At 68.4% G+C, this 26,667-nt stretch carries 24 protein-coding genes; 15 read left to right on the top strand and 9 right to left on the bottom strand.

The features are described from left to right. Positions 1-114 precede the first annotated feature (114 nt). Positions 115-1,764, top strand: a complete 1,650-nt coding sequence (locus A7D27_RS20480) for a GMC family oxidoreductase (RefSeq protein WP_069565923.1) — start codon at positions 115-117, stop codon at positions 1,762-1,764. Here A7D27_RS20480 and znuB read toward each other — a convergent pair. From znuB to A7D27_RS20465, 3 genes are read right to left on the bottom strand one after another with little or no spacing between them, the layout of a single operon-like run. Beyond that, positions 1,761-2,546, bottom strand: a complete 786-nt coding sequence (gene znuB / locus A7D27_RS20475; RefSeq protein ID WP_044403842.1) for a zinc ABC transporter permease subunit ZnuB — start codon at positions 2,544-2,546, stop codon at positions 1,761-1,763. The genes A7D27_RS20480 and znuB overlap by 4 nt on opposite strands. After that, positions 2,539-3,345, bottom strand: coding sequence for a zinc ABC transporter ATP-binding protein ZnuC (gene znuC, locus A7D27_RS20470; protein ID WP_069565932.1), 807 nt, complete (start codon positions 3,343-3,345; stop codon positions 2,539-2,541). Before znuC ends, znuB begins: the two co-directional genes overlap by 8 nt. Further along, positions 3,342-3,842, bottom strand: coding sequence for a Fur family transcriptional regulator (locus A7D27_RS20465; protein ID WP_069562895.1), 501 nt, complete (start codon positions 3,840-3,842; stop codon positions 3,342-3,344). Before A7D27_RS20465 ends, znuC begins: the two co-directional genes overlap by 4 nt. Here A7D27_RS20465 and A7D27_RS20460 point away from each other — a divergent pair. The 4 genes from A7D27_RS20460 (at position 3,841) to A7D27_RS20445 (ending at position 9,272) form a co-directional block, all read left to right on the top strand. Continuing rightward, a complete protein-coding gene (locus tag A7D27_RS20460) occupies positions 3,841-4,818 on the top strand; it encodes a metal ABC transporter solute-binding protein, Zn/Mn family (RefSeq protein WP_083265720.1) in 978 nt (325 codons plus the stop codon). The two genes, A7D27_RS20465 and A7D27_RS20460, sit on opposite strands and share 2 nt — an antisense overlap. 159 nt (positions 4,819-4,977) lie before the next feature. Continuing rightward, positions 4,978-7,113: an adenosylcobalamin-dependent ribonucleoside-diphosphate reductase gene (locus A7D27_RS20455; protein ID WP_069565921.1), complete on the top strand. Its 2,136-nt coding sequence runs from the start codon at positions 4,978-4,980 to the stop codon at positions 7,111-7,113. A 12-nt stretch (positions 7,114-7,125) separates the two neighbouring features. After that, a complete protein-coding gene (locus tag A7D27_RS20450; protein ID WP_069565920.1) occupies positions 7,126-7,812 on the top strand; it encodes an NrdJb in 687 nt (228 codons plus the stop codon). 380 nt (positions 7,813-8,192) lie between these two features. Then, positions 8,193-9,272 (top strand): DUF4419 domain-containing protein, encoded by a 1,080-nt coding sequence (locus tag A7D27_RS20445; protein WP_069565919.1) that lies wholly within the window; start codon positions 8,193-8,195, stop codon positions 9,270-9,272. Here A7D27_RS20445 and A7D27_RS20440 read toward each other — a convergent pair. Both A7D27_RS20440 and A7D27_RS20435 read right to left on the bottom strand, forming a co-directional pair. Continuing rightward, entirely contained in the window at positions 9,269-10,219 is a 951-nt protein-coding gene (locus A7D27_RS20440) for a homoserine kinase (RefSeq protein WP_044403827.1), read from the bottom strand. The two genes, A7D27_RS20445 and A7D27_RS20440, sit on opposite strands and share 4 nt — an antisense overlap. 32 nt (positions 10,220-10,251) lie before the next feature. Further along, positions 10,252-10,536 (bottom strand): DUF2782 domain-containing protein, encoded by a 285-nt coding sequence (locus A7D27_RS20435; RefSeq protein WP_044403825.1) that lies wholly within the window; start codon positions 10,534-10,536, stop codon positions 10,252-10,254. A 77-nt stretch (positions 10,537-10,613) separates the two neighbouring features. Between A7D27_RS20435 and polA the strand changes: the two genes are divergently transcribed. Beyond that, positions 10,614-13,364 carry a DNA polymerase I gene (polA, locus tag A7D27_RS20430; RefSeq protein WP_069565918.1) on the top strand — a complete coding sequence of 917 codons (2,751 nt, stop codon included), beginning with the start codon at positions 10,614-10,616 and terminating at the stop codon, positions 13,362-13,364. A 248-nt stretch (positions 13,365-13,612) separates the two neighbouring features. Here the strand turns inward: polA and yihA are convergent, their stop codons facing one another. Beyond that, positions 13,613-14,266 (bottom strand): ribosome biogenesis GTP-binding protein YihA/YsxC, encoded by a 654-nt coding sequence (gene yihA / locus A7D27_RS20425; RefSeq protein WP_069562902.1) that lies wholly within the window; start codon positions 14,264-14,266, stop codon positions 13,613-13,615. Between the two features lie 177 nt (positions 14,267-14,443). Here yihA and A7D27_RS20420 point away from each other — a divergent pair, with 177 nt between their 5' ends. The 5 genes from A7D27_RS20420 (at position 14,444) to A7D27_RS20400 (ending at position 19,107) form a co-directional block, all read left to right on the top strand. Then, entirely contained in the window at positions 14,444-14,734 is a 291-nt protein-coding gene (locus A7D27_RS20420) for a cytochrome c5 family protein (RefSeq protein WP_069562927.1), read from the top strand. Between the two features lie 54 nt (positions 14,735-14,788). Then, positions 14,789-15,394 (top strand): cytochrome c, encoded by a 606-nt coding sequence (locus A7D27_RS20415; RefSeq protein ID WP_069565917.1) that lies wholly within the window; start codon positions 14,789-14,791, stop codon positions 15,392-15,394. A 151-nt stretch (positions 15,395-15,545) separates the two neighbouring features. Continuing rightward, positions 15,546-16,178, top strand: a complete 633-nt coding sequence (locus A7D27_RS20410) for a thiol:disulfide interchange protein DsbA/DsbL (RefSeq protein WP_069562904.1) — start codon at positions 15,546-15,548, stop codon at positions 16,176-16,178. Positions 16,179-16,198: 20 nt separating this feature from the next. Beyond that, positions 16,199-17,074, top strand: coding sequence for an endonuclease/exonuclease/phosphatase family protein (locus A7D27_RS20405; RefSeq protein ID WP_069562905.1), 876 nt, complete (start codon positions 16,199-16,201; stop codon positions 17,072-17,074). Continuing rightward, on the top strand, positions 17,071-19,107 hold the full coding sequence (locus A7D27_RS20400; RefSeq protein ID WP_069565916.1) for a GGDEF domain-containing protein: 2,037 nt from the start codon (positions 17,071-17,073) through the stop codon (positions 19,105-19,107). The genes A7D27_RS20405 and A7D27_RS20400 overlap by 4 nt, the downstream gene beginning before the upstream one ends. 7 nt (positions 19,108-19,114) lie before the next feature. Here the strand turns inward: A7D27_RS20400 and A7D27_RS20395 are convergent, their stop codons facing one another. Next, complete coding sequence (locus A7D27_RS20395) at positions 19,115-20,533, bottom strand: DASH family cryptochrome (protein WP_069562907.1); 1,419 nt, start codon at positions 20,531-20,533, stop codon at positions 19,115-19,117. A 190-nt stretch (positions 20,534-20,723) separates the two neighbouring features. Between A7D27_RS20395 and A7D27_RS20390 the strand changes: the two genes are divergently transcribed. The 3 genes from A7D27_RS20390 (at position 20,724) to A7D27_RS20380 (ending at position 22,791) form a co-directional block, all read left to right on the top strand. Continuing rightward, positions 20,724-21,344: a hypothetical protein gene (locus A7D27_RS20390; protein ID WP_069562908.1), complete on the top strand. Its 621-nt coding sequence runs from the start codon at positions 20,724-20,726 to the stop codon at positions 21,342-21,344. Between the two features lie 71 nt (positions 21,345-21,415). After that, on the top strand, positions 21,416-22,009 hold the full coding sequence (locus A7D27_RS20385) for a MarC family protein (RefSeq protein WP_069562909.1): 594 nt from the start codon (positions 21,416-21,418) through the stop codon (positions 22,007-22,009). Then, positions 22,006-22,791 carry an N-acetylmuramoyl-L-alanine amidase gene (locus A7D27_RS20380; protein ID WP_069565915.1) on the top strand — a complete coding sequence of 262 codons (786 nt, stop codon included), beginning with the start codon at positions 22,006-22,008 and terminating at the stop codon, positions 22,789-22,791. The genes A7D27_RS20385 and A7D27_RS20380 overlap by 4 nt, the downstream gene beginning before the upstream one ends. 9 nt (positions 22,792-22,800) lie before the next feature. Here A7D27_RS20380 and A7D27_RS20375 read toward each other — a convergent pair whose 3' ends face one another. Then, positions 22,801-24,588: a KinB sensor domain-containing domain gene (locus A7D27_RS20375; protein ID WP_069565914.1), complete on the bottom strand. Its 1,788-nt coding sequence runs from the start codon at positions 24,586-24,588 to the stop codon at positions 22,801-22,803. Further along, a complete protein-coding gene (gene algB, locus A7D27_RS20370; RefSeq protein ID WP_069565913.1) occupies positions 24,585-25,934 on the bottom strand; it encodes a sigma-54-dependent response regulator transcription factor AlgB in 1,350 nt (449 codons plus the stop codon). Before algB ends, A7D27_RS20375 begins: the two co-directional genes overlap by 4 nt. Before the next feature lie 284 nt (positions 25,935-26,218). Between algB and A7D27_RS20365 the strand changes: the two genes are divergently transcribed. Next, positions 26,219-26,653, top strand: coding sequence for a PA2169 family four-helix-bundle protein (locus A7D27_RS20365; RefSeq protein ID WP_069565912.1), 435 nt, complete (start codon positions 26,219-26,221; stop codon positions 26,651-26,653). The last annotated feature ends 14 nt before the right edge of the window (positions 26,654-26,667 follow it).

Here is a 26,667-nt window from a genome sequence, read left to right as displayed (position 1 = left end):
TTCGCCGGCCGTCGGGAAAATCAGCTAGGTCGGGTTCGACCTTTCCGGCCGACCGTGCCGGCGGCCTGCTAGGCTCGGCCCTGCCCGACAAAACGACAAGAAGAGGAAGGACCCATGGACCTCGAAACCCTCCCCTACGACTACCTGATCGTCGGCGCCGGCCCGGCCGGCTGCCTGCTGGCCAACCGGCTGTCGGCCGACCCGGCCTGTCGCGTGCTGCTGCTGGAAGCCGGCGGGCGCGACAACCACCCGTGGATCCACATTCCCGTGGGCTATCTGTTCTGCATCGGCAACCCACGCACCGACTGGTGCCTGCGCACCGAGGCCGAGCCGGGGCTGAACGGCCGTTCCCTGGGCTACCCGCGCGGGCGGGTGCTGGGGGGCAGCTCGTCGATCAACGGGATGATCTACATGCGCGGCCAGGCGGCGGACTACGACCACTGGGCGGCGCTGGGCAACCCTGGCTGGGGCTGGGACGAGGTGCTGCCGCTGTTCAAGCACTGCGAGGACCACTTCGGCGGTGCTTCGGCGCACCACGGCGCCGGGGGCGAGTGGCGGGTGGAGCGGCAGCGCTTGTCCTGGGCGCTGCTGGAGGCCTTCCGCGCTGCCGCCGGGGAGACCGGCATCGCCCCGGTGGAGGATTTCAACACCGGTGACAACGAGGGCTGTGGCTACTTCCAGGTGAACCAGCGCGGCGGCGTGCGCTGGAATGCCTCCAAGGCCTACCTGCGGCCGGTGCTGGGCCGGCCGAACCTGCGGGTGCTGACCGATGTGGAGGTGGAGCGGGTGGTGCTCGAAGCGGGCCGCGCCTGCGGTGTGGTGGCGCGCTTGCGGGGCGACCTGTGCAGCTTCGCCGCGCGCGAGGTGGTCCTCGCGGCGGGGGCCATCGGTTCACCGACGCTGCTGCAGCGCTCGGGGATCGGCCCGCGGCCGCTGCTGGAGCGCCTCGGCATCGGCGTGCGGCACGAGCTGCCGGGGGTGGGCGGCAACCTGCAGGACCACCTGCAACTGCGGCTGATCTACAAGGTCAGCGGCGTGCCGACCCTCAACCAGATGGCCGGCAGCCTGTGGGGCAAGGCCGGCATGGGCCTGCGCTACCTGCTCAGCCGCAGCGGCCCGCTGGCCATGGCGCCGAGCCAACTGGGCGCCTTCGCCCGCTCCGGCCCGGAGCAGGAACGGGCGAACCTGGAGTACCACGTGCAGCCGCTGTCCCTGGAGCGCTTCGGCGAGCCGCTGCACCCCTTCCCCGCCTTCACCGCTTCGGTGTGCAACCTGCGTCCGGCCAGCCGGGGCCGGGTGGACATCCGCGCCGCCGAGGCGAAGGCGCCACCGCTGATCCAGCCGAACTACCTGAGCGAGGAGGAAGACCTGCGGGTGGCCGCCGACGCCATCCGCCTGACCCGGCGCATCGCCGCCGCGCCGGCGCTGGCGCCTTACCGGCCGGAGGAGTACCTGCCGGGCCCGGCGTTGCAGAGCGAGGCGGAGCTGCGCCAGGCGGCGGGCGACATCGGCACCACCATCTTCCACCCGGTGGGCACCTGCCGCATGGGCGCGGACCGCGAGGCGGTGGTGGACGCGCGCCTGCGGGTGCACGGGGTGCCGGGGCTGCGGGTGGTGGATGCGTCGATCATGCCGACCATCGTGTCGGGCAACACCTGCTCGCCGACGCTGATGATCGCCGAGAAGGCGGCGCGGATGATTCTGGAGGATCGCCGCTCAAGCGTCCGCCAGCCCGCGCGCAGCGAGCCGGCGACGGTCGGCTAGGTGCGGCGCGGGGCGGCGAAGCTGAGCAGGAACAGCGCCGCCGCTGAAACCACGATGGACGGGCCAGCGGGGGTGTCCTTGAACCAGGACAGCGCCAGGCCGGCGCACACCGCCACCAGGCCCAGCAGGCTGGCGCCGACGGCCATCTGCTCGGGGGTGCGGGCGTGGCGCTGGGCAGCGGCGGCGGGAATGATCAGCAGCGAGGTGATCAGCAGCACGCCGACGATCTTCATGGCCACGGCGATCACCACGGCGATCAGCAGCATCAGCGCCAGGCGGATGGCGGTGACCGGCAGGCCCTCCACCCGCGCCAGCTCCTCGTGCACGGTGATGGCCAGCAGCGGCCGCCACAGCGGCACCAGCAGGCCCAGCACCAGGGCGCTGCCGCCGAGGATCCAGGCGAGGTCCGTGGGGCTCACCGCCAGCAGGTCGCCGAACAGGTAGCCCATCAGGTCCACCCGCACTTCGCTCATGAAACTCAGGGCCACCAGGCCGAGGGACAGGGTGCTGTGGGCGAGGATGCCCAGCAGGGTGTCCGAGGCCAGCGGCTGGCGCTGCTGGAGGGTCACCAGCAGCACTGCCAGCAGCACGCAGCCGACGGTCACCGCCAGGGTCGGGCTGATGTCGAGCATCAGGCCCAGAGCCACGCCGAGCAGGGCGGCGTGGGACAGGGTGTCGCCGAAGTAGGCCATGCGCCGCCACACCACGAAGGAGCCGAGCGGGCCTGCCACCAGGGCCAGCGCAAGGCCGGCGAGCAGGGCGTTGACGAGGAAATCAGCCATGGTTGCAGTCGGGGCCGTGCGTGTGAACGGGGGTGAAGCGGGTGCCGGTGGGGAAGCCGGGGCGCTCGATCACTTCGCCGTGGAGGTCGTGTTCGTGGTCGTGGTGATGGTGGTAGACGGCCAGGCTCTGGGCGTCCTTGCCGAACAGCTCGACGAAGGCCGGGTCGAAGCTGACCTGCTCGGGGTGGCCGGAGCAGCACACATGGCGGTTCAGGCACACCACCTGGTCGGTGGTGCTCATCACCAGGTGCAGGTCGTGGGAGACCATCAGCACGCCACAGCCGAGGCGGTCGCGCAATTGGGTGATGAGGCGGTACAGCTCGGCCTGGCCGGCGACGTCGACGCCCTGCACGGGCTCGTCCAGCACCAGCAGCTCGGGTTCGCGCAGCAGGGCGCGGGCCAGCAGCACGCGCTGCAACTCGCCGCCGGAAACGGTCTGCAGCGGGCTGTCGATCACCTGGGGGGCGCCCACTTCGCTGAGGGCGGCGAGCGCCGCGGCGCGGTCGACCCCCGGCACCAGCCGCAGGAAGCGCAGCACGGTGAGCGGCAGGGTGGCATCCACCTGGAGCTTCTGCGGCATGTAGCCGATGCGCAGGCGCGGCTTGCGCCAGACGCTGCCGCGCTGGGGTTGCAGCAGGCCGAGCACGGTGCGTACCAGGGTGGTCTTGCCGGCGCCGTTGGGGCCGATCAGGGTGACGATCTCGCCGGGGCGCAGGCTCAGGCCCACGTCCTGCAGCACCGCCTGGCCGGCGAAGGTGACGCCGACGCCCTCCAGACGGATCAGCGCGTCCTGGCTCATGCCTTGCCCCGGCAGGTGGCGCACAGGCCGATCACTTCCACGGTCTGCCCTTCCACGGCGAAGCCGACGGCCTGGGCGCTGGAGATGATGGCCTCGCTGATGGCCGGCTGCTCCAGCTCGATGGCGGTCTGGCACTGGCGGCAGATCAGGAACTGGCCCTGGTGGGCTTCGCCGGGGTGGTTGCAGCCGACGAAGGCGTTGAGCGAGGCGATGCGGTGCACCAGGCCGTTTTCCAGGAGGAACTCCAGGGCGCGGTACACCGTGGGCGGCGCGGCGCGACGGCCGTCTTCCTCGGTCAGCACGCCGAGGATGTCATAGGCGCCCAGCGGCTTGTGGCTGGCCCAGACCAGCTCCAGCACGCGCTTGCGCAGGGCGGTCAGGCGCAGGCCGTCGCGGGCGCAGAGGGCTTCGGCCTCGGCCAGCGCATCCCTTACGCAGTGGGAGTGGTCGTGGGGGCGGCAGGCCAGGGGGGCTTGGGTCTTGATCGGCTTGAGCATGGCGGCGACGTTGAGTCAAAGAGACGTTATTCTATTACGCCTTTGTGTCGGAGTCCTCCCCGTGTCGCGTCTCGTCCTGCTCGCCCTCCTTGCCTGCCTGGCGCTGCCGGCTGGCGCCGAAGTCCGTGTGCTGACCAGCATCAAGCCGCTGCAGCTTATTGCCGCTGCCGTGCAGGACGGTGTGGGTGAGCCCGAGGTGCTGCTGCCGCCGGGGGCCTCGCCGCACCAGTACGCGCTGCGGCCGTCCGACGTTCGGCGGGTACGCGAGGTGCCGCTGCTGTACTGGGTCGGCCCGGACCTGGAAGGCTTCCTGCCCAAGGTGATCGCCGGGCGCAGCGCGCCGGCCGTGGCGGTGCAGGACCTGCCGGGCATGCAGTTGCGTCATTTCGAGGCCCTCGGCCACGACGAGCATGAGCACGAGGACGCCCACGAGCACGACCATGACCACCGCCCCGGTTCCCTGGACGCCCACCTCTGGCTGCTGCCGGCCAACGCCCGGGTGATCGCTGCCCGCATGGCAGCGGACCTGTCGGCGGCCGATCCGGCCAACGCGGTGCGCTACCAGGCCAACCTGAAGGCCTTCGGCGAACGCCTGGACCAGCTCGACGCCCACCTCAAGGCCCGCATGGCGGCCGTCAGCGGCAAGCCGTTCTTCGTCTTCCACGAGGCCTTCAACTACTTCGAGAGCGCCTACGGCCTGCGTCACGCCGGGGTGTTCAGCGTGGCGGCCGAAGTGCAGCCCGGTGCCCGCCATGTGGCGGCGATGCGCGAGCGCCTGCGGGCGGCCGGCCCCAGTTGCGTGTTCAGTGAGCCGCCGGTACGCCCGCGCCTGGCCGAGACCCTGACCCAGGGCCTGCCGGTGCGCCTGGCCGAGCTGGATGCGCTGGGCATGCAGGTGCCGGTGGCAGCGGGTGGCTACGAGCGTCTGCTGGACGACCTGGCCCAGGGCCTGGCGGGGTGCCTGGAGGCGCTTTGAGGCGCCTCGGGCACCTCATCCACAGCGCGTAGCCTGCGCGTCCTCACGGCTCCCTGTCGGCTCGGCACCATCGGTCGTGTCGCGGCGACTTTTTGTTCGTGGGCGGTCTAACGTCCTTTCGGGACATCCCCGCCCCGGCGACAGGAGGCTCCGACCCCCATGACCCGCACCGGCTCCCCCGCGAAGACCCGCCTGCCGCTGCCCTTGCAGGCGGCTTCCGAAGACATCTGGGACAGCAAGTACCGCCTGCGCCGGCGCGACGGTACGCCGCTGGACGACACCCCGGACCACAGCCTGCAACGGGTGGCCCGGGCCCTGGCCGAGGTGGAGCCGAAGGACGTCGAGCACTGGTACGAGCGCTTCCTCTGGGCCCTGCGCCAGGGGGCGTTGCCGGCCGGGCGCATCCTCTCCAACGCGGGTGCCCAGGCCTACAAGCCGGCCACCTCGACCATCAACTGCACCGTCTCGGGGGTAATCCATGACGCCATGGACGACATCCTCGGCAAGGTCCACGAAGCCGGCCTGACCCTCAAGGCCGGCTGCGGCATCGGCTACGAGTTCAGCACCTTGCGCCCCCGGGGCGCCTTCGTTTCCGGTGCCGGGGCGCACACCAGCGGGCCGCTGTCGTTCATGGACGTGTACGACCGCATGTGTTTCACCGTCAGTTCCGCCGGGGGCCGGCGCGGGGCGCAGATGGCCACCTTCGACATCGCCCACCCGGACGTGCGCGAGTTCATCCGCGCCAAGCGCGAGGACGGCCGCCTGCGCCAGTTCAACCTCAGCCTGCTGGTGACCGATGCCTTCATGCAGGCCGTGGAGCAGGACGCCGAGTGGCCGCTGGTGTTCCCCCTGCATGCCCGCGAGCTGGACGAGGTGGACCTGAACGACCCGGCCCAGGTGCTCTGGCGCGACTGGCCGATCCACGCGGGCTACCAGGTGCGGGAGGATGGCCGGGTGGCCTGCCGCATCTACGGCCGGCTCAAGGCGCGGCACCTGTGGGACATGGTGATGGCCTCCACCTACGACTATGCCGAGCCGGGCTTCATCCTCATCGACCGGGTCAACGCACTGAACAACACCTGGTGGTGCGAGGCGATCCGCGCCACCAACCCCTGCGGCGAGCAGCCATTGGCGCCCTACGGGTCCTGCCTGCTGGGCTCGATCGACCTGACCCGCTTCGTCGACGCTCCGTTCACCGACCAGGCGCGGTTCGACTGGGAACGCTTCCGCGAGGTGGTGAGGGTCTTCACCCGCCTGCTGGACAACGTGGTGGAGATCAACGGCCTGCCCCTGGCGCAGCAGCGCGAGGAGATCACCAGCAAGCGTCGCCATGGCATGGGCTTTCTCGGGTTGGGGTCGGCGCTCGCCCTGCTCGGCCTGCGCTATGGCAGCCCGGAATCCTGCGTGTTCACCGAGGAGGTGGCCCGGGAGATGGCCCTGGTGGGCTGGCAGGCGGCCCTCGACCTGGCGAAGGAGAAAGGCCCGGCACCGTTGCTGGTGCAGCGTTTCACGGTGACCGAGGCGATGCTCCGGCAGCGCCCGGAGATGGCCGCCGACGGCTACAAGGAGGGTGACTCGGTGCCCGGCAGCGTGCTGCACGCGCGTTACTCGCGCTACATGCAGCGCATCGCCGAGCACGCGCCGGAGCTGGTGGCGCAACTGGCCGAGGTGGGTGCGCGTTTCACCCACCACAGCTCCATCGCTCCCACCGGCACCATCAGCCTGAGCCTGGGCAACAACGCCTCCAACGGCATCGAGCCGAGCTTCGCCCACGTTTATTCACGCAACCTGATCCGCCCCGGGCGCAAGACCAAGCAGAAGGTCGAGGTGGTCAGCTACGAGCTGCTGGCCTACCGCGCGCTGGTGGACCCGCAGGCGGCGCCGGGGGCCGAGGCCACGGGTCATGGCCTGCCCGAGTGGTTCGTCACCGCCGAGGACATCACCCCCGCCCAGCACGTTGACATCCAGGCGGCGGCGCAGAAGTGGGTCGACTCCTCCATCTCCAAGACGGCCAACGTGCCCACCGACTACCCCTTCGAGGCCTTCAAGGACATCTACCTCTACGCCTGGCGCCAGGGCCTGAAGGGCTGCACCACCTTCCGCTTCAACCCGACGGCCTTCCAGGGCGTGCTGGTGAAGGACGCGGACCTGGAGAAGACCCGCTACCGCTTCGAACTGGAGGACGGCAGCGTGGTGGAGCTGAAGGGCAACGAGGAGGTGGAGTACGACGGCGAGGTGCACACGGCGGCGAACCTGTACGAGGCCCTCAAGGAGGGCTACTACGGGCGTTACTGAGCGGAGGCGGCGATGAGCGTGAAGATCAACCAGCGGATCAAGGGCTTCCAGGTGGTGGACGTGGAGGCCGAGCGCGCCCGCCGCGCCGCCGAGGAAGCGGCCGCCGTGGTGCAGATGGACGAGACCTTGCAGCGCCCGGAAACCCTGGTGGGGGCGACCTACAAGATCAAGTCGCCGCTGTCGGAGCACGCGCTGTACGTGACCATCAACGACATCGTCCTCAACCCCGGCACGCCCCACGAGCAGCGCCGGCCCTTCGAGATCTTCATCAACTCCAAGGGCATGGAGCACTTCCAATGGATCGTCGCCCTCACCCGCATCATGTCGGCGGTGTTCCGCAAGGGTGGCGACTGCACCTTCCTGGTGGAGGAACTGAGCGCGGTGTTCGACCCTCGTGGCGGCTACCTCAAGCGCGGCGGGCTGTACATGCCCTCCCTGGTGGCCGAGATCGGCGCCGTGCTGGAACGCCACCTGGTGGCCATCGGCCTGATGCAGGGCCCCCAGCCCGACCCGGAGCAGCAGCGCTTCCTCGCCGAAAAGCGCGCCGCCTACGAAGCCAGCCTCGGCACCACCACCGCCGAACCCGGCGAAGACTTCCCCCCCGGCGCCCAGCTCTGCGGCAAGTGCAACACCCAGGCCGTCGTCCGCATGGACGGCTGCGCCACCTGCCTCAACTGCGGTCATTCGAAATGTGGGTGAGCCCGTTCAAAACGCATGCGTTTTGAAGGGCGAACGACCGGCCATGGATGGCCGGGCCGGGGTTGAGCTTGGGCAGCGGAGTATCGACAGGGATGTCTGCGCCTGAGCGGATCTTCACGCCAGACGAGCATGCGTTTTTAAGGGCGAACGACCGGCCATGGATGGCCGGGCCGGGGCTGAGCTTGGGCAGCGGAGTACCGACAGGGACGTCCACAGCGGGCTCTACCCCTGCTTGTTCAACGCATGCCTCGTGCCCTCCCTGGGCTGAAGCCCAGGCTACATCCGTTCCCTTCCGGGACTTCAGAGTCGGACGTAGGTAGCTGCACCACTTTCGGCAAACCGGCAACATGTCGCCTTTTCCAGGTTCAGGGAGAACCCGAATGATCCGCTTCACCCTCTCGAATGTGGCACAGGGTGCGCGCTATCCACGCCTGCCGGCCGATACCGTCATGCGTGCGCTGCTCAATCGGCCGGTGGAAGCGCTGGACTGCATGACCGCCGAACTGCTGGAGGAGGACAACTGCAACGCGTTCGCCAAGGCCGCATGCCGTGCTTTCTATGGTCACCACCCGCTGGTTATCCGCCCGGACGACATCTGGCTCTGCATCGCCCAGGGCTTCGCGAACCATATGGCGCTGCATGGCGAGCAGCTAAGGCCCGATCTGGTGAGCCACCAGGGCAAGAAGACGCTGACGGTGTTCTGCCCCGACTACCCCTTCGCCGATAAGAACCGGTGGGTCGAGCTGTTCGGTGACTTCTCCCAGCAGATCGCCGGGGAGATTCCGCAGTTCTCCGACTTCATCGCCACCGCCTTCTCCACCACCGGACCTGTCGAGCAGGCAGCCTTCGCGCTGTGCTGGATGGACGCCTTCAGTGGCTATTTCGACTACGAGATGCTGGCCGGCTGCGGCATACCCGAGATCGAGCTGCAGGGCACGGAGGACGATTGGAATCTGATCATCGAGCGCTTCACCGCCCTGGAGGGCTACGTCCTGGGCCATTGGGTGGCGAGCCTGAAACCGGTGCTGGAAGCCATTGCCCGCACGGCCTCCGGTGAAGTGGACCGTGCCTTCTGGGAGTCCTTCTTCCGCTATCGCAGCGGTTCGGGCCCGTCGGAGCTGACGGGCTGGATCCTGACGCTCTTCCCCTACATCGTCGACACGGCCACCGACGCGCTGCGGCCGAACCCCTACCTGGGGGATTGGCAGGTGCGTTTCGAGCGGGCGGGCGTGGCGGCGCTGAGCGGTGACTGGCTGATGCCGGACCAGGCCCAGGGGCCGGACATGCAGGCCATCCCCAAGAGCCTGGTGAGCGCGACGCTGCTGATTGATGAGTTCACCATCGGCAAGAAGCGCAATGCACGGTTGGTGGGCGGGCTATTCGGCGTGGCCCAGCGCGACGAGGACGGCGCGCTGTACCCCGTCTTCGGCTGGGCGGTGGTGGAAGAGCCGGCCTGCTAAAGCGCAAAGGGCAGCGGCAGCTCCACCACCTGGCGATGGGCCAGGCGGCGCTGGAATTCGGCGGGGTCGTGGATCAGCACGTCCTGGCCGGCGAAGGCTTCGGCGGCGATCAGGCGCGACAGCCAGAAACGCACGCAGGCGACGCGCAGCAGCGTCGGCCAGAGTTCGGCCTCGGCGGCGGTGAAGGGGCGCAGGGCAACGTAGGCGCCGAGCAGGGCGCGGGCGCGGGCCTCGTCGAGCTGGCCGTCGTCGTCGGAGCACCAGTCGTTGAGGGTGATGGCCAGGTCGTAGAGCATCGGGCCGGAGCAGGCGTTGTAGAAGTCGATCACCCCGGCCAGGTGCGGGCCGTCGAACAGGGCGTTGTCGCGGAACAGGTCGGCGTGCAGGTTGGCCCGTGGCAGGGCCTGGATGCGGGGCTTGAGGCGTTCGATCTCGGCCAGGGCCTGCTCCAGCAGCGGGCGGGCCTGGGCGTCGAGGCGCTCGGCCTGGTGCGGGCCTTCGCTGAGCATCCAGTCGAGCCCGCGGTCGCTCTTGCGTTCGATGGGCTGGTCGCGGGTGGCCAGGTGGATGCGCGCCAGCAGCGTGCCGACTTCGCCGCAGTGGTGCGGGTTGGGTTCGCGCAGGTGGCGCCCGGCGAGGCGCGGCTGCAGCAGCGCGGGCTTGCCGGCGAGGCTGCGCAGGGCCTGGCCGTCTTCGCTGCGCAGGGCGTAGGGCACCGGCAGGCCGGCGCTGTGGAGCACGTCCAGCAGTTCGATGAAGAACGGCAGGTCGGCCACCGGACCTCGTTCCACCAGGGTCAGGACGTATTCACCCCGCTCCAGGCTGACGAAGAAGTTGCTGTTCTCCGAACCTTCGGCGATGCCCTTGAAGTCCCGGAGCCGGCCCAGCCCGTAGGGGGCGAGGAAGGTTTCGAGTTCGGGGCGCTGCAGCGGGGTGAAAACGGACATTCGACTACCTTGTTGCGGCCACCGTGGCGGCCTTACCAGCTGAAGATCTCCCACTGCGGGATCAGCATGTCGGGGTTGTCCGACCGGATGAAATTGCTGTCGCCGTCAGCGCGGACCAGGAAATAGGGTTTGCCACCCTTGGGGGTGACCTTGATCGCATAGAGGAAGCCGTTCACACGGTATTCCTGGATGGTCTTGTCGCCGTCCTGGCGGATGGTGACGTCGGGTTCCGGCGAGGGGGCCTCGTCGTCGGCGAAGACACTCACCGGCAGGAGGGCCAGCAGACCGGCGAGCAACAGGCGGTTGAAAGCGCGCATGGTGGTAACCTTGTCCCTTATCGTCAATGACCGGGCCATTCTACTGCGGGTCCGGTGAATAAAGGTTGAATTCACGCATGAGCCAAGCCCCTCTCGTCCTCGTCGACGGTTCCTCCTACCTGTACCGCGCCTTCCATGCCCTGCCGCCGCTGATGACTTCGGCGGGCCTGCCCACCGGTGCGGTCAAGGGTGTGCTGAACATGCTCAAGAGCCTGCGCAAGCAGTACCCGGACAGCCCGTTCGCGGTGGTCTTCGACGCCAAGGGCGGGACCTTCCGCGATGCGATGTTCGCCGAGTACAAGGCCAACCGGCCGTCCATGCCGGACGAGCTGCGGGTGCAGGTGGAGCCGCTGCACGCGACCGTGCGGGCCCTGGGCCTGCCGCTGCTGTGCGTTGAGGGCGTGGAGGCCGATGACGTGATCGGCACCCTGGCCCGGCAAAGCGCGGCGGGCGGGCGCCAGGTGGTGATCTCCACCGGCGACAAGGACATGGCCCAGTTGGTCGATCCGCACATTACGCTGGTCAACACCATGACCGGTAGCACGCTGGACATCGATGGCGTGAAAGAGAAATTCGGCGTCGGTCCTGAGCTGATCATCGATTACCTGGCGTTGATGGGCGACAAGGTCGACAACATTCCCGGCGTGCCCGGCGTGGGTGAAAAGACCGCCCTGGGTCTGCTCACCGGCGTGGGCGGCGGGCTCGATGTGCTCTACGCCAGCCTGGACAAGGTGCCCGAGCTGCCGATCCGCGGCGCCAAGGGGCTGCCGGCCAAGCTGCTGGAGCACAAGGACATGGCCTACCTGTCCTACCAGCTCGCCACCATCAAGTGCGACGTGGAGCTGAACGTCGAGATCGATGCCCTGCACCCCGGCGAGCCGGACCGCGAGGCCCTGGCCGAGCTGTACCGCACCCTGGAGTTCAAGAGCTGGCTGGATGACCTGCAGCGCCAGGCCAAGTCGGACGGCGAACAACTGGCCCTGCTGGATGCCCCTGCCGAGCCGGCCGTCGAGACGCGCTATGAAACCGTGCTGGAGCAGGCGCAGTTCGACGCCTGGCTGAAGAAGCTGGAGGCGGCGCCGCTGATCGCCTTCGACACCGAGACCACCAGCCTCGACGCCCAGCAGGCACAGGTGGTGGGGGTGTCCTTCGCCGTGGAAGCCGGCGAGGCCGCCTACGTACCCCTGGCCCACAGCTACATGGGCGTGCCCGCGCAACTGGACCGCGACGCGGTGCTGCAGGCCCTGAAACCGCTGCTGGAAGACCCCGCCAAGGCCAAGGTCGGCCAGCACGCCAAGTACGACATGAACGTCCTGGCCAACGCCTCGACCCCCATCACTGTCCAGGGCATCGCCTTCGACACCATGCTCGAGTCCTATGTGCTGGACTCCACGGCCACCCGCCACGACATGGACAGCCTGGCCCTGAAATACCTGGGCCACAGCACCATCCGCTTCGAGGATATCGCCGGCAAGGGCGCCAAGCAGCTGACCTTCGACCAGATCGCCCTGGAGCAGGCCGGCCCCTACGCCGCCGAGGACGCCGACGTGACCCTGCGCCTGCACCAGGCGCTGTGGCAGAAGCTGGAAGCCGTCCCGTCCCTGGTCACGGTGCTGAAGGACATCGAGATGCCGCTGGTGCCGGTGCTGGCACGCATCGAACGCAACGGTGCGCTGGTGGACGGCAAGCTGCTGGGCCAACAGAGCCTCGAGCTGGGCGAGAAGATGGTGGCCCTGGAGCGCCAGGCCTACGAGCTGGCCGGGCAGGAGTTCAACCTGGGCTCGCCCAAGCAGCTCGGCGCCATCCTCTACGAGAAGCTCGGCCTGCCGGTGCTGGCCAAGACCGCCACCGGCCAGCCCTCCACCGCCGAGAACGTGCTGGCGGACCTGGCCGAGCAGGACTTCGAGCTGCCCAAGGTGATCATGCAGTACCGCTCCCTGAGCAAGCTCAAGAGCACCTACACCGACAAGCTGCCGGAGCAGATCAACCCACGCACCGGGCGCATCCACACCTCCTACCACCAGGCGGTGGCGGCCACCGGGCGCCTGTCCTCCAGCGATCCGAACCTGCAGAACATCCCGATCCGCACGGCGGAAGGGCGGCGCATCCGCCAGGCCTTCGTCGCACCCAAGGGCTACAAGCTGCTGGCGGCGGACTATTCGCAGATCGAGCTGCGCATCATGGCCCACCTGGCCAAGGACGAAGGCCTGCTGGACGCCTTCCGTCACGACCGCGACGTGCACCGGGCGACGGCGGCGGAGGTCTTCGGCGTCGAGCTGGACCAGGTCAGCAATGACCAGCGCCGCAGCGCCAAGGCCATCAACTTCGGCCTCATCTACGGCATGAGCGCCTTCGGCCTGGCCAAGCAGATCGGCGTCGACCGCAAACAGTCCCAGGCGTACATCGACCGCTACTTCGCCCGCTACCCCGGCGTGCTCGCCTACATGGAGCGCACCCGCGAGCAGGCGGCGGCCCAGGGCTTCGTCGAGACGCTGTTCGGGCGCCGGCTGTACCTGCCGGAGATCCACTCGAAGAACCAGGCCATGCGCAAGGGCGCCGAGCGCACCGCGATCAACGCGCCGATGCAGGGTACGGCGGCGGACATCATGAAGCGCGCCATGGTGGCGGTGGATGCCTGGCTGCAGGAGAGCGGCCTGGATGCACGGGTCATCCTCCAGGTGCACGACGAACTGGTGCTGGAGGTGCGCGAGGACCTGGTGGACACCGTGCGCGACGCCATCCGCCCGCTCATGAGCGGCGCCGCCGAGCTGGATGTGCCGCTGGTGGTGGAAGTCGGCGTGGGCAACAACTGGGACGAGGCGCACTGAGTGCGCCCACCGGCTTAGCGCTGCATCGCATAAGAGGCAGCACTGACCGGACGAATAATTTCTGATGCAGCGGTGAACTTTTGTGAAGCACGCCCGGTCAGAGACTGGGAATGGCTGGTGAAGCCTTCGATGCTCCTTTTGCTGTGTTTAGTGTTGGCAGATATCTGAACCCCGCCCTAGCGGTTCAGACTTGAACCCCGGAACTTCCCCCTCCCCATACGAAGTCCGGGGTTTTTTTTGCCTGCGATTCAGGCGTCGGATGCGTCGCCGCCTTCCTCGAATTCCTCGCCCAGCTGCAGCCAGCGGGCCAGCACGGCCTGGGCCTCTTCCACGCCCTGGCGCTTGGGTGCGGAGAACAGCTGGATGCTGACGTCATCGCCCCAGCCCTTGCGGATTTCCTGACGCACCTTCAGCAGCGCGTTCTTCGAGGCACCATAGGCCAGCTTGTCGGCCTTGGTCAGGAGGATGTGCAGCGGCATGTGGCCGGCGCTGGACCAGTCCAGCATCAGGCGGTCGAAGTCGGTGAGCGGGTGGCGGATGTCCATCATCAGCACCAGGCCGACCAGGCTCTCGCGACTGCTCAGGTAGGCCTCCAGGTGGTGCTGCCAATGCTGCTTGAGGGGGATCGGCACCTTGGCGTAGCCGTAGCCGGGCAGGTCCACCAGGCGGCGGTCCTCGTCCAGGGAGAAGAAGTTGAGCAGCTGGGTGCGGCCCGGAGTCTTCGAGGTACGCGCCAGGTTGGCGTGGGTCAGGGTGTTCAGCGCGCTGGACTTTCCGGCGTTGGAACGGCCGGCGAAGGCGACCTCCAGACCCTGGTCGGGTGGGCATTGGTCCACCTTGGCGGCACTGATGAGGAAGCGGGCCTGCTGGCACAGGCCGATGATCGGATTCTTGAATGACATGAAGGAGTCCACAGGGTGCGACCTGGTGTCGCAGAGGGCGGTTTCGTTTCCGTTTGGGCAGCGCCAGTATATAATGCCGCAGATTTAGTGTGCGCTTTATCCCCCAGGGTACAAGGGCCACGGGAACGACCAGGGCACTGCAGAAAGCCCGGCGAAGCCCCTCTGATGAGGTTGATCATGAAGAAGATGGTAGTCGTCGCAAGCCTTGCGGCGCTGGCCTTTGGCGCTCAGGCTGCTCAGGAACCGGAAGCCGTTTTCAACCGGACCTGCGGGGCCTGCCACAATGGTCAACTGCCTATGGCGCCCAAGAAGGGCGACAAGGCGGCCTGGGAGCCGCGACTGGCCAAGGGCACAGATGCTCTGGTTCAGAGCGTCACCAATGGTTTGAATGCCATGCCTCCCCGAGGCTTGTGCATGGACTGCAGTGCCGAAGACTACAAAGCGGTCATCCAGTGGATGAGCCAATAACGAAGGTAGTCGGGCGCTAGATTCTTTCACCCTTAGCCGTAATTGGATTAGCTGATGAACAAAGTACTCGTGAGTCTGCTGTTGACCCTGGGCATCACCGGTCTGGCCCACGCCGCAGGCGACGCCAAGGCCGGCCAGGCCAAAACCGCCGTATGCGGCGCTTGCCACGGTCCGGACGGCAACAGCCTTGCCCCGAACTTCCCCAAACTCGCCGGCCAGGGCGAGCGTTACCTGCTCAAGCAACTGCATGACATCAAGGCTGGCAAGCGCCAGGTGCTGGAAATGACCGGCCTGCTGACCAACCTCAGCGACCAGGACCTCGAAGACATCGCCGCCTACTACTCCAGCCAGGCCGGTAGCGTCGGCGCAGCCGATCCCAAGCTGGTGGCCCGTGGTGAAGCCCTGTTCCGTGGCGGCAAGCTGGAAGAAGGCATGCCCGCCTGCACTGGCTGCCACGCCCCGGACGGCGCCGGCAACGCCGCTGCCGGCTTCCCGCACCTGGGTGGTCAGCACGCCCAGTACGTGGCCAAGCAACTGACCGATTTCCGCGAAGGCAACCGCACCAACGACGGCGACAACATGATCATGCGCGCCATCGCCGCCAAGCTGAGCAACAAGGACATCGAAGCCGTTTCCAGCTATATCCAGGGTCTGCACTAAGCTTTCCCGAGCGGTAGTAAACGGTAAATGAAAGGGTGGCTAAGGCCACCCTTTTTCATTGGCCGCCTCGCTACAATGCGGAACCCGTCCAGCGGCCCCCGGTCGAAGCTGGGCCCGTCGCAGAACCCCACGATCCGTCTAGGAGCCAAGCATGCGTAACCTGATCCTTTCCGCCGTACTCGCCAGCGCGAGCCTGTTCGGCATGACCGCCGCCCACGCCGAAGACATCCAGGCGGGCAAGCAGTATGTCGAGCTGAGCAGCCCGGTGCCGGTTTCCAAGCCCGGCAAGATCGAGGTGGTGGAGCTGTTCTGGTACGGCTGCCCGCACTGCTACCAATTCGAACCGACCGTGAACGCCTGGTCCGAGAAACTCCCGGAAGATGTCAACTTCGTGCGCATTCCCGCCATGTTCGGCGGCTTGTGGAACGTCCATGGCCAGTTGTTCATCACCCTCGAGAGCATGGGTGTGGAGCACGCCGTACACAAGGCCGTGTTCGAGGCCATCCACAAGGAAGGCCAAAAGCTCGCCACCAAGGAAGCCATGGCTGATTTCCTCGCCCCCCACGGCGTCGACAAGGAAGCCTTCCTCAAGGCCTTCGACTCCTTCGGCGTGAAGAGCCAGATGGAGAAAGCCAAGAAGCTGGCCGTTGCCTACCAGATCTCCGGCGTACCGACCCTCATCGTCAACGGCAAGTACCGCTTCGACATCGGCTCCTCCGGCGGCCTGGAGCAGACCACTGCCGTCGCCGACTACCTGATCGCCAAGGAGCGTGCCGCGAAGTAAGCGGCACCGGGGGCAGGCCCATGCTGCGCCGCTGGAGCAACAATCGCACCGCTGGCCTGCGCACCGCGCAGGTCAACCCCCATTGCAACGCCAGCGGCCTACCCGAAGACGGTCGGCTGCGCCTGCTCAGCTTCAACATCCAGGTCGGCATCAACACCGGCCACTACCGCCACTACCTCACCCGCGGCTGGCAACACCTCCTGCCCCACGCAGGGCGTGCCGGCAACCTCCAGCGTATCGGCGCCCTCCTGGGCGACTACGACCTCGTCGCCCTGCAGGAAGTGGATGGCGGCAGCCTGCGCTCGGGCTACGTCAACCAGGTCGAACACCTGGCCCAGCTCGGTGCCTTCCCCTACTGGTACCAGCAGCTCAACCGCAACCTCGGGCGTCTGGCCCAGCACAGCAACGGCCTGCTCAGCCGCCTGCAGCCCACCCAGCTTGAAGACCACCCCCTGCCCGGTCCGCCCGGTCGAGGTGCCATCCTCATGCGCTTCGGCGAGGGCGACGACGCCCTGGTGGTGGTCATGATGCACCTCGCCCTCGGCACCAAGGCCCGCAGCCGCCAACTCGCCTATATCCGCGAACTGATCGGCAGCTACCGCCACCAGGTGCTCATGGGCGACATGAACACCCACGCCACCGACCTGCTGCACCACTCGCCCCTGCGTGATCTCGGGCTGCTGGCGCCGCAGGTCGAGGCCACCTTCCCGAGCTGGCGCCCCCAGCGCTGCCTGGACCATATCCTGCTCAGCCCCAGCCTCACCCTGGAGCGTGTGCAGGTGCTCAGCCAACCCATCTCCGACCACCTGCCGGTGGCCGTGGACATCCGTCTGCCTGCCTCCCTGCATGGTGACGCCCTCCCGGCCAGGCTCGACCCTTCCGGAACCGCACCATGAGCGACGACGGCCAGCGCTGGAAAGCCAAGTACCTGGAAAGCCTGGAAGAGCAGGAAAAGCTCGAACGCCTCTGGGAGGCGCGCCTCGACCTGTTGCGCCGGGGTCTGGTGCGCAGCTCCCTGGCCGCCGAAGGCACCGACAAGGCGGTGGACACCTGCATGCAGGAACTGCGCGAGATCATCCGCGGCGACAAGATCGATGCCGGCCTGTCCGCCCTGATCCCCCGGCTGGAAAAGGCCGTGCTCGACTCCGAGCAGCGCCGCCAGCAACGCATCCAGCAGAACGTCGGCGCCCTGAGTGGCCTGGCCAACCAGTTGCTCAAGCTCGACGTCCCCCGGGAGGTGCGCAAATCCCTCAAGCAGTTCGCCAAGCGCCTCGAAGAGCGCGCCGGCAGCCCCCGCGAGATGCCCGCCCTGCTCAGCGAACTGAGCGAGCTGCAGAACCGCGCCCTCGACGTGCTGACCGGCGACGCCCCGCTGCCGCGCCCAGGCTTGCTGCAGCGCCTGTTCGGCAACGGCGAGGGCGGGGCCGACGAGGCCCAGCCCGGCGCGCCGGATGTTCCCCTGGCCAGCGCACTGGCCGTGCCGGCCCCGGCCCCCGCCCAGGTCCCGGCCGACGAGGACGACGAGCTGGACAACCCCGCCACCACACCCCAGCCTGCTGCACCTGCACCTGCACCTGCACCTGCACCTGCACCTGCACCTGCACCTGCACCTGCACCTGCACCCAGCGCGGCAGCCCCGTCGAGCGCCCCCGAGCCTGGCGCAGAGGCCGCCATCTCCGTCGCTCCGGTGCCAGTTGTTCCGCCTGCCGCCGCTCCGGTCGCCCCGGCGCCCTACCCGGCCACACTCGAGGCCGCACCCGCCGCCCAGCCCCTAGCCGCGGCGGACGAGCCCCGCCCGGGTCTGGACAGCCTGCCCATGCCCCACAGCCTGATCACCGGCGAAGGGGACCCGGCCTACGAACTGCCACCCGCCCCCGAGCCCGGCTACAGCGCCGTCGCCCCCCATGTGGCCTCCAGCCTGCGCAACCTGCTGGACGAACTGGACCTGCCCGAGCGCCACAAGCCCCAGGCCGAAGACCTGCGGCGGCGCCTGGAAGGCAACCTCAACTGGTACGAACTGGTCCCCGTGCTGGATGACCTCGCCGTGCTGGTGCTGGCCATCACCGACAACGGCCACCGCGAATTCGCCGGTTACCTGCAGCAGCTCAACGAGCGCCTGGCTGCCTTCGTCGCCACCCTCACCAGCGCCCACCAGGGCTACAACGACGAACTGCAGAACGCCCGTCAGCTCGACGACCAACTGCGCGAGCAGGTCAGCGGGTTGCAGAACAGCGTCCAGGAAGCCACCGACCTGGACGACCTCAAGCGCGCCGTCGAGCAGCGCCTCGAAGGCCTGCTCAGCACCATGAACGACTTCCAGCGCGAGCGCGAAGTGCGCGAGGCCGAGGTCAGCGGGCGCCTGCAGAGTCTGATCGAGCGCGTCTCCACCATGGAGCAGGAAGCCAACACCTTCCGCGACCACCTTGAAGAGCAGCGCCAGAAAGCCCTGCGCGACGCCCTCACCGGCCTGCCCAACCGCGCCGCCTGGAGCGAGCGCCTGGAGCTGGAGGTAGCGCGCTGGAAGCGCTACGGCGGCGAACTGCTGCTGGGCGTGCTGGACATCGACCACTTCAAGCGGATCAACGACAACTACGGCCACCTGGCCGGCGACAAGGTGCTCAAGCTGATCGCCGGCGAGATCGCCAAGCGCCTGCGCAAAACCGACTTCATCGCCCGCTTCGGCGGCGAGGAGTTCGTCCTGCTGATCCCCGCCACCCAGCTCGACGGCGGTCGCCAACTGCTGGACAACCTGCGCGCGGGTATCGAACAGTGCCCGTTCCACTTCAAGGGTGAACCGGTGACCATCACCCTCTCGGGCGGGCTGGTGTCCTTTGCACCGGGGGAAAGCGACGCGGCCGCCTTCGAACGGGCCGACCAGGCCCTCTACCGGGCCAAGCGCGGCGGCCGCAACCGCATCGAACTGGGTTGAGCGCCGCCTAGGCGGCGCTGGTCAGGTAGGGCTTCCACGCCTCCGGCACCTGTTCCAGGCGTGGGTAGTCCAGCGCATCCAGTTGCAGGCGTGACAGCACGAAGGGCGTATGCCGCAGGTTGCGTGGCACCGCCCGCAGCTCCGGCAGCCACAGGCTCACGTACTCCGCCTCCGGGTCCAGATGGCGTGCCTGGCGCAAGGCATTGAACGCCTGGCTGCGCTGCGGATCGCTCGCCACCCCGGCCAGGTAGGCCCAGTTGCCCCAGTTGCTCGCCGGGTCGTGGTCCAGCAGGTGCTCCTCGAACCAGGCCGCGCCGTGGCGCCAGTCCTGCTGCAGGTCGCTGACCAGGTAGCTGGCCACCACCTGTCGCAGGCTGTGGGCGAGGAAGCCGGTGGTCGCCAGCTCGCGCATGGCCGCATCCACCAGGGGCAGGCCGGTGCGCCCGTGGCACCAGGCCTCGAAGCGCGCGTCCAGGTTCTGCGGCGCCCGTGCCGTGGCACGCACGCCGCCGGGCTGGAACAGCGCCTCGCCGTGGCGCAACAGCGTCCAGCGGAAGAAGTCGCGCCACAGCACCTGTTCCCACAGCAGGCGGGTGGACGCATTGGCCCCGTGCTGCGCCTCGTGGCGACGCAGCTCCGCCACCACCCGGCGGGCCGACAGGCAGCCGTTGGCCAGCCAGGGGGAGAACTTGGAGGAGTACTCGGTCCCGGTCAGGCCGTAGCGGGTCGTCTCGTAGTCGCGTACCCCGCGCCCTTCCCACAGGTAATCGCGCACCCGGGCCAGGGCCGCCGGTTCGCCGCCGGCGAAGGGGAAGGTGCTGTTCACGTGGGCCAGGGGCTCCCCCAGGCCGAGGCGGGACAGGCTCGGCAGCGGCTCGAACAGCCGCTCCGCCGGCTCCGGCGTCGGTGGCAGGGCGGCCGGGGCCGAGCGTGGCTGGAACACGCTGAGGCGTTGCTGCACCCGGTCGCGGAACTGGCTGAACACCGCAGGCAGCGCCTCCACCGGGCCCGGCAGCTCCTCGCGGCGCAACAGCGTATCGCCGGCGAAGGTGGACAGCGGCACGCCGGCCAGCGCCTGGCGGGTCTCCTCGATCAGCGTCCGGGCCACTGGTGCCACTTCATCCAGGGTCAGCACCTCGTCCAGTTGCAGGTGGTCCACCAGCGCCGGGATCACCTGGGACGCCACGCCCTGCACCACCAGCAGGCGTGACCCGCGGTGGCGCAGCTCGCCGTCCAGCGCCGCCAGGCTTTCCAGCAGGAAGCGCATGCGGTGCACGCCCATCGGCCGGGTGCCGAAGGCGCCGGGGCGCAGCAGGGTCGGGTCGAAGACGTACAGCGGCAGCACGCGCTCAGCGCCCAGAGCGGCCTGCACGGCCGGGTGGTCGTCGAGTCGCAGGTCCTGTTTGAACCAGAGCAGGCGACGCATGGCGAGAGTCCTCTTGGGCAGGTCCGTTTCCCGGGTTGTCCTTGTGTCTGTACACGTTATAGGCAATTTCCGGTAATTGAACAGTGCCGTCCGGAAGGGCCGGACGCACGCCGGGCGGCTGCGTATAATCGCGACCCCTTGCCTGGCACCCCGCAATGAACGGGGCCGTCACCCTCACCGGAGCCTTTCGATGCGTGCATCCTTCCACCGCGCCGCCTGTTGGCTGGGCGCGCTGGCCCTGGGCCTGTGCTCCGCCCAGGCGCCGGCCGAATCCCTGCTGCCCTTGATGGACAGCAACCTGGCGTTCACCACCCTGCCCTATTCCGCCGGGGAGAGCTTCGTCCGCCCCGGCAACGAAGCCCCGCGCGCGCCCCTGGCCAGCGCCGGCCTCGGCTGGCACGCCAGCAGTGCCGAGCACCTGGCCCTGAGCGGGTTGAGCCTGATCGTCGTCGCGCCGGAGCTGGAGCTGTTCGACCTGGCGCTGCTGCCCCGTGACGACGCCCGCGAGCCGGGCCGGGCCACCCAGCTCAGCGGCACCTGGCTGTATGCCTTCGGCATCGGCGACAGCGAATGGCTGCTGGACGGCGGCCTCGACTGGGCCGGCAGCGAAGGCTCGCGAGCAGCGGGCTTCGGCTTCAGCCCGCAACTGAGCTTCGATGCCGGCGACTACTTCTTCTCCCGCGAGCGCGAGCTGCTGCTCGGCCTGCAGTACCTGCAACAGAGCGGCGGCCTGGGCCAGGGTGACGACCGCCTGCTGCCCCTGCCGGGCGACCAGCGTGCCCTGCGCGGCACCCTGCGCTACCGCTTCTGACGGTCGGTGGGTGCCGCTCGACGGCACCCGGCCCACCCTCCTACCATTCCGCATCCCGCACAGGAGCGCTCATGGACACCCTCGGAATCGCGGTGCTGATCTTCCTGGTCACCGACCCCTTCGGGAACATCGCCATCTTCCTCGCCGCCCTGAAGAACGTCGCCCCCGAGCGGCGCCTCAAGGTCGCCCTGCGCGAGCTGGTGTTCGCCCTCGGCCTGCTGCTGCTGTTCCTCACCTTCGGCGAGAACATCCTCAGCGGCCTGGGCCTGTCCCGCGAGGCCATCGCCATCGCCGGCGGCATCATCCTCTTCATCATCGCCCTGCGGCTGATCTTCCCCCGGCCCGAAGGCGTGCTCGGCGACCTGCCCGGCGGCGAGCCGATGCTGGTGCCCCTGGCCACCCCAGCGGTGGCCGGCCCCTCCGCCCTCGCCGTGCTGATGACCCTGCGCAACACCCACCAGGGCCAGCTTTGGGAGCTGTACATCGCCGTGATCCTGGCCTGGGCCTGCACCGCCGTGATCCTTCTGCAGGCCGCCTTCCTCCAGCGCTTCCTCGGCCAGCGCGGCCTCATGGCCGTCGAGCGCCTCACCGGCATGTTGCTGATCATGCTCAGCGTCGACATGCTCCTCGACAACCTGCAAAGCGTGTTGCACATCCGCCCATGAAACGACTCCTCCCCCTTGGCCTGTGCCTGACCCTGCTCGGTGGTTGCGCCCATGACGGCCTGCAGATCGACCACAGCCACCCCTCGCAGAACCAGAACAGCCGGGTGCAGTACATCGTCCTGCACTACACCTCCACCAACCTGGCCAACTCCCTGCATCTGCTCACCGAAGGCGATGTCAGTGCCCATTACCTGATCGGTGCCCAGCCGCCCACCATCTACCAACTGGTGAGCGAGGACCGCCGCGCCTGGCATGCCGGGCAGAGCGAATGGCAGGGCCGCACCTGGCTGAACGCCAGCACCATCGGCATCGAGCTGGTCAACGAAGGCTACCGGCAGACCGACCACGGGCTGGAATGGGAGCCCTTCGACGAGGGCCAGATCAACGCCCTCATCCCCCTCCTCAAGGACCTGGTCAAGCGTCACGGACTGCCGATGGGCAGCATCATCGGCCACAGCGACATCGCCCCCCAGCGCAAGGTCGACCCCGGCCCCCTGTTCCCCTGGAAGCGCCTGGCCGACGCCGGCCTGGTGCCCTGGCCGGACGACCGCGCCGTGGCCGAGGAACAGGTACGCTTCGCCACCGCCCTGCCCACCGTGGACTGGTTCCAGATGCAACTGGAGCGCCAGGGCTATGCCGTGCCGCGCAACGGCCTGCTGGACGAAGCCACCCGCAACGTCATCGTCGCTTTCCAGATGAAGTACCGCCCGAGCCGCTACGACGGCCAGCCGGACGCCGAGACCGCCGCCCTGCTGCTGGTGCTCAACCGCGGCGCGCACTGAGCACCGCTTCTAAACGGGCAGCGTCAGGTAGAACTGCGCCCCCTCGCCGGGGCGTGAGTAGATGCCGATGCGGCCGCCGTGCAGCCGCACGATCTCCTTGCACAGCGCCAGCCCCAGGCCCACGCCACCGGGGTTGTGCCCCAGTTGGACGAAAGGCTCGAAGATGCGTGCCTGCTGGCTGTACGGCACGCCGTCGCCGTTGTCCTCCACACTGAGGATCACCCGCTCGCCATGGCGGCGTGACTGCAGGCGGATGCGCCCATCGCGGGGGGCGTGGCGCAGCGCGTTGCTCATCAGGTTGTCCAGCACCCGCTCCAGTTGCGGTCGGTCCACCGGCACCCGGGGCAGCGGGCCCTGCAGGTCCAGCTCGATGGCCACCTGCCGCTCCCCGGCCTGGGCCAGAAAGCGCTCGCGCACCCCGCCCAGCAGCTCGTCCAGGTCGCAGGGCGCCAGGGTCAGGGGCTGCATACCGTTCTGGTAGCGGGAGAAGTGCAGCAGATCATTGATCAGCCGCACCAGGCGCAGCATCTCCTCGTCCACCGTCTGCAGCAGATCCGCCTCGCGGGAGTCCGGCGCCACCTTCACCCGCTCGCGCAGCAGGCCGAAGGCCATCTGCATGCCGGTCACCGGTGTGCGCAGCTCATGGGAGGCACGCAGCACGAACTCGTTGCGCACCCGCTCGAAGGCGCGCTGCTCGGTCACATCGCGCAGCACCATCACCGCACCCAGCACCCGCGCATCGTCCAGGCTCACCGGGGTCAGCCGCCAGCTCAGCAGGCGATGCTCACCCTCGGCGAGGATGTCCAGGTCCGGGTGCACCTGGTCCAGCGCCTGGCCGGCCAGCACCCGCCGGGTGGTCTCTTCCAGCGCCGGCACCGCCAGGGCGCGGCTCAGCGGCTGGCCCAACTGCTCGGTGTCCCAGGCCAACTGACGCTGCGCCACCGGGTTGGCGTGCTCGATGCGGCCGTCGCGGTCGAGGATCAGCAAGCCGTCGTCGATGCTGTCCAGCACCGCCTTAAGCCGCCGCTGCTCGGCCAGCATCTTCTCGATATTGGTTTCCTTCAGTTGCCGCAGGGCCTCGGCCATCAGCCCGAAGCGTCGGCTCAGAGAGGCCATCTCGCTCACCGAGGAGAGCGGCAGGGTGACCTGGAAATCGCCCTGGCCGATGCGGTCCGCCGCCCGCGCCAGCGCCTCGATGGGCGCACCGAAGCGCCGTGCAATGCCGTGGGCGGTCACCACCCCGATCAGCAGCACCGCCAGGGCCAGCAGGCCCAGCAACCCGGCCACCAGCACCGCCCGCTCGCGGGTGTAGCGCTCGGTGCTGGAGATGTTGTCCAGCGCGAGGCGCTGCAGGTCCAGCATGGCGTTGCGGGTGGCGTTCAGCGCCTCGCTGAAGGCCACATCGTCCATCGGCTGGCGGTCGTCGCTGGCCGGCGTTGCCGACACCTCGACGAAGCGTGCGAAGTGCTCGGCGATGGCCCGGAAGCCCTCCCGCGTGCCCGCGTCCCGCGCATTCATCAGCCCCCGCTCCACCCCGCTGCGAAAGTGCTGCTGGGCGTCGTGCAGCTTCACCGGGTCGGTATGCGGTGCCGTCAGCAGCACCAACTGGTCGCCCAGGTGGCGGCGCATCTGCTCACCCAGGTCGATGGTGGAGAAGTTGTAGGCGATCAGTTGCTCCTGGGAGCGCGCCAACTGCATCACGCTGGTCACCCCCAGCAGCAGCCCCAGCAGGGCCACGGTGATCAACGCGGAGATGCTGAGGAACAGCCGCGTGCGCAGCTTCATCGGGAACCTCACAGGCTGTATTGCTTGCGCTTCCGGTACAGCGTCGAAGCGTCGATGCCGAGCGTCCGGGCCGCCTGGTCCAGGGTGTCGCTGGTGGCCAGCACCGCCGCGATGTGGGCCTTCTCCAGGTCCTCCAGGCTCATGGCGGCGCCGATGCGCGGGGCGTTGTTGGCGCTCGGCGCCTCGCTCAGGCCGAGGTTGCCGACGTCCACCAGCTCCTGAGAGCAGATGATGCTGGCCCGCTCGATCACGTTGCGCAGCTCGCGCACGTTGCCCGGCCAGGCGTAGTTCAGCAACGCCTCCCGCGCCGCCTCGCTGAAGCCACGGGCCGGCCGCGCGTAGTCCTTCACGAAGCGTGCGAGGAAGCGCTCGGCCAGGCCCAGCAGGTCCTCGGTGCGCTCGCGCAGCGGTGGCAGGTGCAGGGTGATCACGTTCAGGCGGTAGAGCAGGTCCTCGCGGAAGCGCCCCTCGCGGACCATCTCGTCCAGGTTGAGGTTGGTGGCAGCGAGGATGCGCACATCGGCGCGGCGGGTCACCGCATCGCCCACCCGCTCGTACTCCTTGTCCTGGATGAAGCGCAGCAGCTTGGGCTGCAGGGTCAGCGGAAAATCGCCGATCTCGTCGAGGAACAGCGTGCCGCCGTCGGCCTGGCTGACCCGGCCCAGGGTGCTCTCGCTGGCCCCGGTGAAGGCGCCGCGGGTGTGGCCGAACAGCTCGCTCTCCATCAGCTCCGCCGACAGCGACGGGCAGTTGATGGTCACGCAGGCCTTCTTCGCCCGCTTGCTCCAGCCGTGGATGGCGCGGGCCAGCTCGCCCTTGCCGGTGCCCGACTCGCCGAGAATGAGGATGTTGGCATCGGTGCCGGCCACCTGCCGGGCCGTCTCCAGCACCGCCATCATCGCCGGGCTCTGGGAGTCCAGGCCGTCACCGGGCTTGCGCACCTCACCCTCCAGGGCCTCCAGGCGCGCGGTCAGCTGGCGCACTTCCAGTTGCTTGGCCGCCGACAGGCGCAACTGGTCGGGGCTGCACGGCTTGACCAGGTAATCCGCCGCGCCGGCCTGCATGGCGTCCACCGCCGTGTCCACCGCCGAATGCGCGGTGACGATCACCACCCGCATCCACGGCGCCTGCACGCGCATCTGCGCCAGCACGTCCAGGCCGTTGTCTTCACCCAGGCGCAGGTCGAGGAAGCACAGGTCGAACACCTGCCGTTGCAGGATCGCCTCCGCCTGCGCCGCACTGCTGGCGGTGGCCACGCTGTAACCCTCGTCCTCCAGGCAGTACCGGAAGGTGCGCAGGATCGCCGATTCGTCATCCACCAGCAGGATGCGTCCGCGGGTTTCCGTTGCCGATGCCATGTTCTTGCTCCGCTGTGTCGTGTCGTTGTTCGAGGGCGCGTACCCCGCCATCTGGGCGGGACGCGCAGGGACCGGGGTGGCCGTCTGGTGCTTAGTCCAGGAAAGATCGTGCAAGTTGCAAGACGATTTCTTACACGGATTGCAGCCTGCACGCAGGCGTTATTCTCGTGGCGAGGCTAACCAATTGTTTTTCAAGGAGAAAAGGCTTTCTAAAAAGCTGGCACAACGCTTGCGAAATCCCCTGCCGAGAGCGTCCGGAATCGCACGGACCAGGAGAACGCAAAATGACCCGTACTACCGCACAACTGAATGAACTGATCGAAATCACCCGCGACGGCGAGCGCTTCTACCAGCACGCCATCGAAGAAGTCCGTGACCCCAACCTGCAGAACCTGTTCCGCGAGATGGCCAGCGCCAAGACCGAGGTCATCCAGGCGCTCACCGTGCGCGTCGCCGCCAACCACGAGACGCCCTCCACCGGCGGCACCCTGATGGGCACCCTGCGCCAGGTCTATGCCGACACCCGCGCCGCCCTGGCCAAGGACGAGCACGCCGCCTACGTCGGCCAACTGGAGCAGGCCGAGGACCGCATCCTGCACGCCTTCGAGGATGCCCTGGAAACCGCCGAACCCAATGTCCGCGAGCTGATCGCGGTGGAAATGCCCAAGGTCCGCGCCTGCCACGACCGCATGCGCAGCCTCAAGCAGTCCATGGCCTGAGGCGGCCCCGTCCG

The organism is Pseudomonas sp. 1D4 (assembly GCF_001728925.1).
Taxonomy (GTDB): Bacteria; Pseudomonadota; Gammaproteobacteria; order Pseudomonadales; family Pseudomonadaceae; genus Metapseudomonas; species Metapseudomonas otitidis.
Note: the sequence above shows the minus strand (reverse complement) of the source record. Positions and strands in the feature narration are given on the sequence as shown.